General features: G+C 71.2%; 11 protein-coding genes and 1 pseudogene. 11 read left to right on the top strand and 1 reads right to left on the bottom strand.

What is annotated here, in order from left to right:
- Positions 1 to 43 precede the first annotated feature (43 nt).
- A complete protein-coding gene (locus tag ABT129_RS25735) occupies positions 44 to 679 on the bottom strand; it encodes a hypothetical protein (RefSeq protein ID WP_351906029.1) in 636 nt (211 codons plus the stop codon).
- Between the two features lie 628 nt (positions 680 to 1,307).
- Here ABT129_RS25735 and ABT129_RS25730 point away from each other — a divergent pair.
- From ABT129_RS25730 to ABT129_RS25680, 11 genes and pseudogenes are all read left to right on the top strand, one after another.
- Positions 1,308 to 2,321 carry an ABC transporter ATP-binding protein gene (locus ABT129_RS25730; protein WP_351906026.1) on the top strand — a complete coding sequence of 338 codons (1,014 nt, stop codon included), beginning with the start codon at positions 1,308 to 1,310 and terminating at the stop codon, positions 2,319 to 2,321.
- A gap of 11 nt (positions 2,322 to 2,332) precedes the next feature.
- Positions 2,333 to 3,082, top strand: a pseudogene (locus ABT129_RS25725) (MlaE family ABC transporter permease); the annotation flags it as partial.
- A gap of 5 nt (positions 3,083 to 3,087) precedes the next feature.
- Positions 3,088 to 3,894, top strand: coding sequence for an MlaE family ABC transporter permease (locus ABT129_RS25720; RefSeq protein ID WP_189801008.1), 807 nt, complete (start codon positions 3,088 to 3,090; stop codon positions 3,892 to 3,894).
- Between the two features lies 1 nt (position 3,895).
- On the top strand, positions 3,896 to 5,149 hold the full coding sequence (locus tag ABT129_RS25715; protein ID WP_351906023.1) for an MCE family protein: 1,254 nt from the start codon (positions 3,896 to 3,898) through the stop codon (positions 5,147 to 5,149).
- Positions 5,146 to 6,201, top strand: a complete 1,056-nt coding sequence (locus tag ABT129_RS25710; RefSeq protein ID WP_351906020.1) for an MCE family protein — start codon at positions 5,146 to 5,148, stop codon at positions 6,199 to 6,201. The genes ABT129_RS25715 and ABT129_RS25710 overlap by 4 nt, the downstream gene beginning before the upstream one ends.
- Entirely contained in the window at positions 6,198 to 7,244 is a 1,047-nt protein-coding gene (locus tag ABT129_RS25705; RefSeq protein ID WP_351906017.1) for an MCE family protein, read from the top strand. The genes ABT129_RS25710 and ABT129_RS25705 overlap by 4 nt, the downstream gene beginning before the upstream one ends.
- Entirely contained in the window at positions 7,244 to 8,269 is a 1,026-nt protein-coding gene (locus tag ABT129_RS25700; protein ID WP_351906014.1) for an MCE family protein, read from the top strand. Before ABT129_RS25705 ends, ABT129_RS25700 begins: the two co-directional genes overlap by 1 nt.
- Entirely contained in the window at positions 8,266 to 9,462 is a 1,197-nt protein-coding gene (locus ABT129_RS25695) for an MCE family protein (RefSeq protein ID WP_351906011.1), read from the top strand. Before ABT129_RS25700 ends, ABT129_RS25695 begins: the two co-directional genes overlap by 4 nt.
- The gene (locus ABT129_RS25690; RefSeq protein WP_351906009.1) at positions 9,459 to 10,733 is read left to right on the top strand and encodes an MCE family protein; all 1,275 of its coding nucleotides are present in this window, start codon (positions 9,459 to 9,461) and stop codon (positions 10,731 to 10,733) included. Before ABT129_RS25695 ends, ABT129_RS25690 begins: the two co-directional genes overlap by 4 nt.
- The gene (locus ABT129_RS25685; protein WP_351906006.1) at positions 10,730 to 11,254 is read left to right on the top strand and encodes a hypothetical protein; all 525 of its coding nucleotides are present in this window, start codon (positions 10,730 to 10,732) and stop codon (positions 11,252 to 11,254) included. Before ABT129_RS25690 ends, ABT129_RS25685 begins: the two co-directional genes overlap by 4 nt.
- A complete protein-coding gene (locus ABT129_RS25680; protein WP_351906003.1) occupies positions 11,251 to 12,042 on the top strand; it encodes a hypothetical protein in 792 nt (263 codons plus the stop codon). The genes ABT129_RS25685 and ABT129_RS25680 overlap by 4 nt, the downstream gene beginning before the upstream one ends.

Raw genomic sequence — 12,042 nt, 5'->3', positions numbered from 1 at the left:
CCCGGCCGGGGTGGCCGGCCGGGCGGACGCGGGTTCCTGCGTCCTACGGGTTGGAACCGACGATCGTCGGGATGGTGGTGGTGCCCGTCTTCTTGACGAGGTACGCACCGGTGAAGAGCGGCTTGGCGCCGACCGGGACGGCCGAGCCGCAGTTGCTGGAGGAGACGACGGTGAGCTCACCGGAGGTGCTCGCGACGGCCAGCTTGCCTGTCGAGTTGGTGTACGTGCCGGAGGCCTTGCCCGTCACGCGGAAGACGCAGGCGCCGACCGTCACCGTGGCGTCGACGTTGCCGACGTAGCCCTTGGTGACACCGGTTCCGGCGGTGTAGTCCTGCGCCACGACGGTCCAGGGGGTGGCCGCGACCGTGGTCACGTTGCCGAGGACGCTGGTGCAGGGCGCGCCGCTGGCGCCGAAGGCGATGGAGCTGATGGAGGCCACGGTCGCCGGGTTGCCGGTGGCGCTCGCCATCGAGCCCGCGGCGTTCGACTTCGTACACGTCATGGCGATGCCGTTGACGCTCAGGACGACGTTGCCGGTGTTGGTCGCGGTGAAGCTGGACGGCGTCGGGTTGACGGTCCAGACCGTGGAGGGCACCGCCGAGGCGGGGGCCGCCGCGAGGGCGAACGCGGCGGAGGCGGCTCCGGCGACGACGGCGAGGTTTCTGAGGGACTTCTTCATGGCTCTGGGACTCTCCTTGGGGATTGACCGGCAGAGGGTTGGCCGCGGTGGGGGTGGAGCGGCCGGCGGCTCGGTATTCCTCGGCCGCGAAACCTGACGTTACTTGCGGGAAACTTAGCTGAACAATGGCGCAGTCCATGATTCTTTGAAGAGCTTGAAATGCCTGTCAGGCCGGTGAGCGATGGCGTGAATCCACTTGGTTCCAGGGTGCGCAATGTCGACAATTATGATCGATCGCTCATTTCCGGGTGGCCGCCCGGTATTCGGCGCCCCGGCCGGCCCGGCGGCCGCCCATCGCTCTCTCCGGTGACAAGTCGCGACGAGGAACTGTCTCCCGTCTGACAAGTATTCCGCTCTCCGATCCCGTCTCGGGAAAACTCGGAATCCGGTATTGCCGAAAAAGGTTACTCGGCCGTAGCGTTCCCGGGGCAGCGCCGAGTCGCAGGTCGGCGCGGCTCTGTGGGCCCGCTCTGTCTCGGCGGAGACAAAAGCCTTCCCGGCTTTGTCTCCACGGTGACAAACGAGCGAGCGGATCAAGGATTCTGCGCCACACCTATTGTCCGAGTGATCCGCAACGACTTACCGTGCGCCCGCGGCGCACATCCGACGCACGCTTGCTGGAGGTGGGATGGGAATCGAAGTAGTCGTTGAGGGTCTGACCATGTCCTTTGGCAAGCAGAACATCTGGCAGGACGTGACCCTTACCTTGCCGGCCGGAGAGGTGAGCGTGATGCTCGGCCCTTCCGGAACGGGGAAGACGGTCTTCCTGAAATCGCTCATCGGGCTGCTCAAACCGCAGCAGGGCCGGGTCCTCATCAACGGGGTCGACATGGTCAGCAGCCCCGAACGCGACATCTACGAGACCCGGAAGCTCTTCGGCCTCATGTTCCAGGACGGCGCCCTCTTCGGCTCCATGACCCTCTTCGACAACATCGCCTTCCCGCTGCGCGAGCACACCCGCAAGCGGGAGTCCGAGATCCGGCGCGTCGTCATGGAGCGGATCGAACTGGTCGGCCTCCTCGGCGCGGAGGGCAAGCTCCCCGGCGAGATCAGCGGCGGCATGCGCAAGCGCGCCGGACTGGCCCGCGCGCTCGTCCTCGACCCGCAGATCGTCCTCTGCGACGAACCGGACTCCGGGCTCGACCCCGTCCGCACCGCCTACCTCTCCCAACTGCTGATCGACCTCAACGCGCGGATCGACGCCACGATGCTGATCGTCACCCACAACCTCGACATCGCGGCCACCGTCCCCGACAACATGGGGATGTTCTTCCGGCGCAACCTCGTCACCTTCGGCCCCCGCGAGGTCCTCCTCACCAGCGACGAACCGGTCGTGACCCAGTTCCTCGCCGGCCGCCGCGAAGGCCCCATCGGCATGTCCGAGGAGAAGGACGCCGCCCTGCTCGCCGCCGAGTTGGTCGATCCCGCCAACCAGCGGGCGGGCGGTCCCCCCGGCATCGTCCCGCAGCTGGAACCGTCGCCCGGCCTGCCGCCGCGCGCCGCCGTCGCCCGCCGCCGCGAGCGCGTCCTCGGCATGCTCGACCAGCTGCCGCCGGCCGCCCGCGCCGCCATCCGCGACACCTACGCGAGGACGGCCACCGCGCCCACCCTGTCGATGCCGGCCACCGGGAGCGGCTCGTGATCACCGGCGCGCTGCGGCAGACCGGCCGGCTCTTCGCCCTCGCCGCCGAGGTGAGCCGGGCCGTCTTCCGACGGCCCTTCCAGTTCCGGGAGTTCGTCGAGCAGTTCTGGTTCGTCGCCAGCGTCACCATCCTGCCGGCCGCGCTCGTCTCCATCCCGTTCGGCGCCGTGATCGCGCTCCAGGTCGGCTCGCTCACCCAGCAGTTGGGCGCCCAGTCGTTCACCGGCGGCGCCAGCGTCCTCGCCGTCATCCAGCAGGCCAGCCCGCTCATCGTCGCCCTCCTGATCGCCGGCGCCGGCGGATCCGCCATCTGCGCCGACCTCGGCTCCCGCAAGATCCGCGAGGAGCTCGACGCGATGGAGGTCATGGGCGTCTCGCCCGTACAGCGGCTGGTCGTCCCGCGCGTCCTCGCCACCATGGCGGTCGCCGTGCTCCTCAACGGGATGGTCTCCGTCGTCGGCACCCTCGGCGGCTACTTCTTCAACATCGTCCTCCAGGGCGGCACTCCCGGCGCCTACCTCTCCAGCTTCTCCGCCCTCGCGCAACTGCCCGACCTGTACATCAGCGAAGTGAAGGCCCTGATCTTCGGCTTCATCGCGGGCATCGTCGCCGCCTACCGGGGGCTCAACCCCCGCGGCGGCCCCAAGGGGGTCGGCGACGCCGTCAACCAGTCCGTCGTCATCACCTTCATGCTGCTGTTCTTCGTGAACATGGTGCTGACGGGCATCTACCTGCAGATCGTCCCGCCGAAGGGAGGCTGAGAGCGATGGCCTCCCCGTTCGTCTGGCTCGACCGGTCCGGTGACCAACTCCTCTTCTACGTCCGGGCCCTGCTCTGGATCCCCCGGACGCTGCGCCGCTACCTCAAGGAGGTCCAGCGGCTGCTCGCCGAGGTCGCCTTCGGCTCTGGAGGCCTCGGCGTCATCGGCGGCACCATCGGCGTCATGATCGCGATGACGCTCTTCACCGGCACCGTCGTCGGCCTCCAGGGCTACGCGGCCCTCGAACAGATCGGCACCGCCGCGTTCACCGGCTTCGTCTCCGCCTACTTCAACACCCGGGAGATCGCCCCCCTCGTCGCCGGACTCGCCCTCTCCGCCACCGTCGGCGCCGGATTCACCGCCCAACTCGGCGCCATGCGCATCAACGAGGAGGTCGACGCCCTCGAAGGCATGGGCATCCGCTCCATGCCGTACCTGGTCACCACCCGCATCATCGCGGGCGTCGTCGCCATCGTCCCGCTGTACGCGATCGGCCTGCTCTCCTCCTACCTGGCCTCCCGCTACGTGACGGTCCTCTTCAACGGCCAGTCCCAGGGCACGTACGACCACTACTTCAACCTCTTCCTGTCCCCGACGGACGTCCTCCTCTCGGTGCTCAAAGTGCTGATCTTCAGCGTGATGGTGATCATCGCCCACTGCTACTACGGCTTCCGCGCCTCCGGCGGCCCCGCCGGCGTCGGCATCGCCGTCGGCCGCTCCGTGCGCAACGCCATCGTGCTGATCAGCGTCACCGACTTCTTCCTGTCGCTGGCCCTCTGGGGCGCGACCACGACCGTGAAGGTGGCGGGGTGAGATGAGCGACTCACGTGCCGAGACCCTCCGCCGCCGGTTCGCCGGCGTCGTCTTCCTGCTGGTGCCCGCCCTGCTCGCCTGGCTGGCGGTCGCCGTCTACGACAAACGCTTCACCGACTCCGACCCGATCGTCGTCGAGACCGGCAACGTCGGCAACGAGATGCACCTCGGCGCCGAGGTGAAACTCCGCGGCGTCGTCATCGGCGAGGTCCGCGCCATCGACGCCGTCGACGGCGGAGCCCGGCTCACCCTCGCCATGCGGCCCGGAACCCTGAGACACGTACCCTCCGACGTCCGCGCGCAGATGCTCCCCACGACGCTCTTCGGCGAACGGTTCGTGGCCCTCGTCCCGCCCGGCAACCCCTCGGCGCGACCGCTGGGCCCCGGAGCCGTCATCCCTGAGGACCGCTCCAGCAACGCCGTCGAACTCCAGCAGGTCCTGGACAACGTCCTGCCCCTGCTCACCGCGGTCCAGCCGCAGAAACTCTCGGCGACCCTGTCGGCCGTCTCCAGGGCCCTGGAGGGACGCGGCGACAAGCTCGGCGACACCCTCGCCCAACTCGACGCCCACCTGAGCGAGTTCAATCCCCAGCTGCCCGCCCTCACCCGCGACCTGAAAGAACTCGTGAAGGTCAGCCACCTCTACGCCGACGCCGCCCCGGACATCGTCACGGCGCTCACCGATTTCACCACCACCAGCGGCACCCTCGCCGAGAAGGAGGGCGAGCTCGCCGGCACCCTCGGCGTCACCACCCGGACCGCCCAGGACCTGACCGCCTTCCTGCGCCAGAACAAGAACAACATCATCCGGCTCAGCGCCGCCGGCAGGCCCACCCTGGAACTGCTCGCCGAGTACTCCCCGTCCTTCCCCTGCACCCTGCGCACCCTCGCCCAGTTCGTGCCGGCCATGGACAAGGCGCTCGGCAAGGGCACCAACCAGCCCGGACTGCACGTCGACGTCACCACCGTCCCCTCGCGCGGCGCGTACGTCCCCGGCCGGGACACCCCCTCGTACGGCTCCGGCGGCGGCCCCCGCTGCCACCCGGTGCCCTACCTCGGCCTCCCGGCCGCACCCGCGGCCCGGGCGTCCGCCGCGGCCGACCAGAGCCTCGGCCCCGCCAACTCCCCGCAGGAGAACGACCTCGTCAACGAACTCCTCGCCCCCACGGCGCAGAAGCGGCCCGGCGACCTGCCGGACTGGAGCAGCCTGCTCGCCGGACCCGCGTTCCGCGGCGCGGAGGTGACCCTCCGATGACGACCCGACCCACCCACACGCGACGGCGCGGCCTGACCGGGACGCTCCTGAAGTCCCTCGCGTTCGTCCTGGTCACGGCCCTCGCCACCACCGTGCTCGGCTTCAGCATCGCCAACACCGGCGTCGGCTCCGCCACCCGCGCGTACAAGGCCCTGTTCACCGACGTCACCGGCCTCGTCGAGGGCGACTCCGTGCGCATCGCCGGCGTCCAGGTGGGCGAGGTGACCGACGTCCGCGTCGTCGACCGGCGCACCGCCCAGGTCACCTTCTCCGTCCGCGAGGACCGCACCCTGCCCCGGTCGGCGACCGCCGCCGTCAAGTACCTCAACATGGTCGGACAGCGGTACGTCTCCCTCGACCGGGGCAGCGGCGACCTGGCGGGCACCCTGGGGGAGGGGGAGACCATCCCGCTGGAGCGCACCACCCCCGCACTCGACCTGACGCTGCTGTTCAACGGGTTCAAGCCGCTGTTCGAGGGCCTCTCGCCCGCCGACGTCAACGACCTCGCCGGATCGCTCGTACAGGTCCTCCAGGGCGAGAGCGGAACCGTCGACAGCCTCGTCCGGCACATCGGCTCCCTCACGAAGACCGTGGCCGCCAAGGACCAGGTCATCGGCCAGGTCGTCACCCACCTCAACACCGTCCTGACGACCCTCAACAACCGCGAGGCGGCCTTCGGCGACCTCGTCGTCACCCTCCAGAAACTCGTCACCGGCTTCAACACCGACCGCAAGCCCCTCGGCGAGGCCGTCAAGGCCATGGGCGACCTCACCACGACCACCGCCGGCCTCTTCCACGACGGCCGCGCCCCCCTCAAGAAGGACATCCGCGAACTGGGCAGGCTCTCGGGCACCCTCGGCGACCACACGCCCCTCATCGAGCGGTTCCTCGCCCGTACCCCCGCCAAGATGACGGCCATCGCCCGCCTCTCCTCGTACGGATCGTGGTTCAACCTCTACCTCTGCGAGGCGCGCGTGAGCGGCGTGGGAACCTCCGACGGCTCCAAGCCGCCGACCGGCATCGCCGTGACCGAACCGAGGTGCCGCGGATGAGCCCGCGCGGCCGGATCAAGCCGGTCAAGGAACGCAACCCCGTCGTCGTCGCCGTCGTCGGACTGCTCGTCCTCGCCCTGGCCGCCGTCCTCGTCTACAACGTGGAGCGGCTCCCCCTCGTCGGCGACGGCACCGCCTACAGCGCCGACTTCTCCGAGGCCGCCGGACTCGACGCCGGCGACGAGGTGCGCATCGCCGGGGTCAAGGTCGGCAAGGTCACCGACGTCGCCCTCGACGGCGCCAAGGTCAAGGTGACGTTCGAGGTCGGCGACGCCTGGGTCGGCGACCGGTCGACCGCCGCCATCGCCGTCAAGACCCTCCTCGGCGAGAAGTACCTGGCGGTCGACCCGCTCGGCTCCGCGCGGCAGCACCCCGGGACCCGCATCCCGCAGTCCCGCACCACCTCCCCGTACGACGTGACCCAGGCCTTCCAGGACCTCAGCGGCACCGTCGACGCCATCGACACCGAGAAGCTCGCCGAGAGCTTCGAGACGATCTCCGACACCTTCAAGAACTCACCGCCGCACGTACGGAACGCCGCCACCGGCCTCTCCGAACTGTCCAGGTCCGTCTCCAAGCGCGACACCGAACTCGCCAGGCTCCTGGCGAACAGCAAGAAGTTCACCAAGACGCTGGAGACCAAGAAGTCCAGCTTCGAGACGCTCATCGAGGACGGCGGCTCCCTCCTGGGCGAGCTGCGCAAGCGCCGCGACGCCATCCGCGCCCTCCTCAAGGGCAGCCGGGAACTCGGCACCGAACTCAGCGGACTCGTCGGCGACAACGACCGGCAGCTCGGCCCCACCCTCAAGGCCCTCAGCCGCGTCACCGGCGTCCTGGAGAAGAACAGCGGCCAGCTCGACAAGACGCTCGCGCTCATCGGTCCGTACTACCGGCTCGTCGGCAACACCCTCGGCAGCGGCCGCTGGTTCGACAGCTACCTGTGCGGCGTGGTGCCCCGCACCTACCTGCCCGAAGCGTCGCAGCCCACGACCGGATGCCTGCCGCCGAAACAGAAGGCGACGGCCAAGGGGAGCGGTGAATGATGACCAAGCCCAGAAAACCCCTCGTCGCCGGGCTCACCCTCGTGCTGCTCGCCGCCTGCGGCGTCGTCGCCGTACGCGCCCTCGACCCCGGCGGCATCAGCGTCACCGCCTACTTCGACCGGGCCGTCGGCATCTACGCCGGATCCGACCTGCGCGTCCTCGGGGTACGCGTCGGCGAGGTGGAGTCCGTGGAGCCGCAGGGCACCCGCGTACGCGTCGGACTCCGCCTCGACGAGGGCGTCCGCGTCCCCGCGGACGCCCGGGCCCTCGTCGTCGCCCCGAGCATCGTGGCCGACCGGTACGTGCAGCTCAGCCCCGCCTACACCACAGGACCCACCCTCGGCGAAGGCGCCGCACTGCCCGCCTCCCGCAACCGCGTCCCCGTCGAGATCGACCAGCTCTACGCCTCGATCACCGACCTCAGCAGGGCCCTCGGACCGAACGGCGCCAACTCCGCGGGCGCCCTCTCCGAACTCCTCGACACCGGCGCCGCGAACCTCAAGGGCAACGGCGCCGCCATCGGCACCTCCATCGAACAGTTCGGCAAGGCCGCCAAGACCCTCGACGGCAGCGGCGACGACCTGTTCACCACCCTCCGCCAGCTCCAGACCTTCACCACCATGCTCAAGAACAAGGACGGAGACGTCCGCACCGCCCAGGAACGCCTGGACGAGGTCGTCGGCTACTTCGCCGAGAACAAGGAGGACCTCGCCGGAGCCCTCAAGGAACTCGGCAAGGCCCTCGCCCAGGTCAAGACCTTCATCAAGGACAACCGCGGCGAACTCAAGAAGAACGTCGACCGTCTCGTCCCCCTCACCCAGACCCTCGTCGACCAGCGCGCCTCCCTCGCCGAGGCCCTCGACGTCGCCCCGCTCGCCGCCGGCAACCTCGTCAACGCCTACAACAAGGACACCCGCACCCTCGACGGCCGTGCCAACCTCAACGAGATCAGCATGGGCGGACCCCTGCTCCCGCTGCCGGTGAGCGGCAGCGCCGCCACGAGCCCCGGAGAGGGGGAACGATGAGAGACGGCACCCCGCCCTCCCGCAAGGCGGCCGGAGCCGCCGCCGTCGGAGTCGTCGCCCTCGGCCTGGGCCTCGTCGTGATCCTCGGCGCGGTCCCCGCCGACCCCGTCCGGTTCGACGGCATCGAAGACCTGCCCCTGCCCGGCGGCGCCGACCTCGGCCCGCACCCGTACACGGTCACCGCCGAACTCGACGACGTCCTCAGCCTCGTGCCGCAGTCCGCGGTCAAGGTCAACGACGTCGCCGTCGGCCGCGTCACCGCCATCGAACTGAACCCCGGCACCTGGTCCGCCCGCGTCACCCTGAAGATCAACGGAGCCGTCCGGCTGCCCGCCGACGCCGGCGCCCGCCTCGAACAGTCCAGCCTCCTCGGCGAGAAGTACATCCAGCTCGTCGCCCCGCGCAAGGACGGCGGCGGACGGCTCACCGACGGCAGCGTCATCCCGCTCGCCCGCACCAGCCGCAACACGGAGGTCGAAGAGGTCTTCGGCGCGCTCTCCCTGCTGCTCAACGGCGGCGGCGTCAACCAGCTCAAGACCATCACCCGCGAACTCAACGCGGCCCTCGGCGGCCGCGAACCCGAGGTCCGCTCGATGCTGAGGCGCGTGAACACCCTGGTGACCACCCTCGACGCGCACCGCGGCGACATCACCCGCGCCCTCGACGGCGTCAACCGGCTCTCCGCCACCCTCGCCGGCCGCAAGAAGGACGTCGACACCGTCCTCACCGGCCTCTCGCCCGGCCTGAAGACGCTGGAGAACCAGCGGGGCTCCCTGCTCACCATGCTCCGCGCCCTGGACACCCTGTCCGGCGTCGCCGTCTCCACCATCGACGCCAGCAAGAAGGACATGGTCGCCGACCTCAAGGCCCTCGCGCCGACCCTCAAGGCCCTCGCGGACGCCGGCGCCGACCTGCCCGAATCGCTCCAGGTGCTGCTCACGTACCCCTTCACCGACGAGGTGATGCGCGGCATCAAGGGCGACTACCTCAACACCTACCTCCACCTCGCCGCCGCCCCGGGCACCGAGGTGATCCCGCCGCTCATCCCCGGGACCGAGGAGCCCACCCCCGCCCCGACGACACCGGCCCCGGCCGACCGCCGGCAACCGGCGAAGGGCACCTCCCAGAGCCCGCGGACGGCGCTGCCGCTGCCCCCGGCCACCGCACCGAAGGACGGAGGCGACAGCCGGTGATCACCCGTACCGTACGGCTGAAGAACATCGCGTTCCTCGTCATCGCCGTGCTCGTCCTCGGCTTCGTCGGCATCCGATACGCCGACCTCGGCCGCCATGTCGGCGTCGCCGACCACTACACCGTCCGGGTCCATCTCGCCCGCACGGGAGGGCTGTTCACCCACTCCGACGTCACCTACCGGGGCGTCTCCGTGGGACGCGTCGGAGACATCGGCCTCACCGCCGACGGAGTCGTGGCCGAACTGCGCATCAAGAAGTCCGCGCCCCGGATCCCCGCCGACGCGCGGGCCGTGGTCGCCGGCCTCTCCGCCGTCGGCGAGCAGTACATCGACCTGCGCCCCGAGAGCGACGACGGCCCCTTCCTCGCCGACGGCGCCCGCATCGAACAGAAGGACACCCAGGTCCCGGCACCCGTCACCGACGTGCTCGCCGGCATGAACGACCTCACCAACTCCGTACCACTGGAGTCCCTGCGCACGGTCGTCGACGAACTCGGCAAGGCCTTCGAAGGACACGGCGACGACCTCCAGGTCCTCCTCGACAACGGCAGCAGGTTCGTCCAGGCCGCCGACAGCTCGCTCCCCGCCACCACCCGGCTCATCCACGACGGGGAGGTCGTCCTGCGCACCCAGGCCGACGAGAGCCGCGCCATCCGCGGCTTCGCCACCGGAGCGCGCGACCTCGCCGCCACCCTCAAGGGCTCCGACGCCGACCTCCGCCGCCTCCTGGCCGTCACCCCCGACGCCGCCGGGCAGGTCAGCGGCCTCCTGCGCGACCTCGACCCGAGCCTGAGCGTCGTCCTCGCCAACCTCCTCACCACCGCCGAGGTCGCCGTCACCCGACAGCGCGGCACAGAGGAACTCCTGGTGAAGGTCCCGGCGGCCGTCTCGGCCGGAGCCACCGCCGTCGACGGAGGACGCGTGAACATGGGCATGGCCGTCACCTTCTTCAAGCCGCTGCCCTGCACCTCCGGGTACGGCGCGACCCGCTACCGCAACGGGCTCGACCTGGGGACCGCGCCCGCCCTCAACACCGGCGCCTCCTGCACCGGTTCCGCCGCCGCCGGGGTCAACGTCCGCGGCTCCGCCCAGGCCCCGAGGAGCGGCGGCGTGCCGGTCCCGGCCCGGCCCGGCTCCCTGCCCTCCGGCAGCGCCCGCACCACGACGGGCTCGCCGGTGTCCCTGCCCGGCGCGCTCGCCCTGCCCGGCCAGAGCGGCGGGCCGACGGACATGGCCGGTCTCCTCGGCCTCAACACCGGGAGCACCCGATGAGGCGGGCCAAGGCCCTCGGCGTCGGCGCCCTCGTCGCCGCCCTCGGCTTCTGCGGCACCGGCGCGTGGACCTACGCCCAGGCCCGTACCGACCAGGAACTCGCCTTCGGCCGTGAACGGGACACGGCGCTCGCCGCGGGCCGGCACGGCCTCACCGTCCTGAACACCCTCGACGCCTCGACCCGCGAGCGCGCCGAAGCGGGCATCCGGGCCTGGCGCGACGCCTCCGCCGGGCCGCTCCGCGCCGAACTGGGCTCCACCGCACCCGCGGTGGGGGCCTCGGCGCGGGCCACGGTCACCGAGGCCGCGCTCACCGCGCTCGACACCCGAGCCGGTACGGCGAAACTCATCGCGACCGTCCGCGTCGACGTCACCCCCCGTGGAGCCGCCGCCGCGACCACCGACCGCAAGCGCCTGGAGGCCGTCCTGAACCGCACCGGCGAGGACACGTGGAGGGTCGCCGCGCTCAGCGCGGTACCCGTCGTCGAGGCGCGGGAGAGCGGGGAGGGCGGGGACGAGTGACGGGACTCCTGCGCAGGGCGACCGGTCGCCGGCCCGGGGCCGACCCGGAGGAGACACCGGAGCCCGTCCGCGACGACCTGCCGGAGCCGGCCGGGGACGTGGCCGAGGAGCCGGCCGGTGACCTGTCCGGGAAGGCTGCCGGGGACGTGTCCGAGGGGACGGACGGGGCTCGGGGCACGTCCGGGGACGACGGCGCCGAGGCCGGTGCCGCGACCGGGGGCCGGGGCGGCACGAAGGCCACGGACGAGGACGGGACGGGGGACACCGGCGACGGCGGGGGCCGCGGCTCCGCCCGGTGGCGGAGGCTCGTCCTACCCGGGGCCGTCGCCCTCCTGCTCCTCGGCGGCGGCGCGTTCTTCTACGGCGCCCACGAGCTCCGGTCCACTCCCTCGGCCCGCAACCACGCGCTCACCGACACCGCGACCACCACCCGGGTCAGCGGCGACGTCGGCGAAGGCCTCGCCCGGATCTTCTCCTACGCGCCCAGCAGCGCGGACGCCGCCGAACGCTCCGCCAGGACCGTGCTGGCCGGACGCGCCGCCCGGCAGTACGAGGACCTGTTCGCCCAGGTCAGGGCGAGTCTGGCCGAGCAGCGCATCACCCTCGGCACCCAGGCCGTCCGGACCGGGGTGATCGAGCTGGACGGGAACGAGGCGCGCCTGCTGGTGTTCCTCGACCAGACCTCGCGGCGGGACGCGGGCGCCGCCACGTCCGCCGCGGCCCAGCTCACCGTCACCGCGACGTTCCAGGGCGACCGGTGGCTGATCGTCGACATCAAGGCCCGCTGA

Origin of the sequence: Streptomyces sp. NPDC002057, assembly GCF_040296665.1 — a bacterium.
Lineage (GTDB): Bacteria > Actinomycetota > Actinomycetes > Streptomycetales > Streptomycetaceae > Streptomyces.
This window is presented reverse-complemented; position numbering and strand designations above follow the sequence as displayed.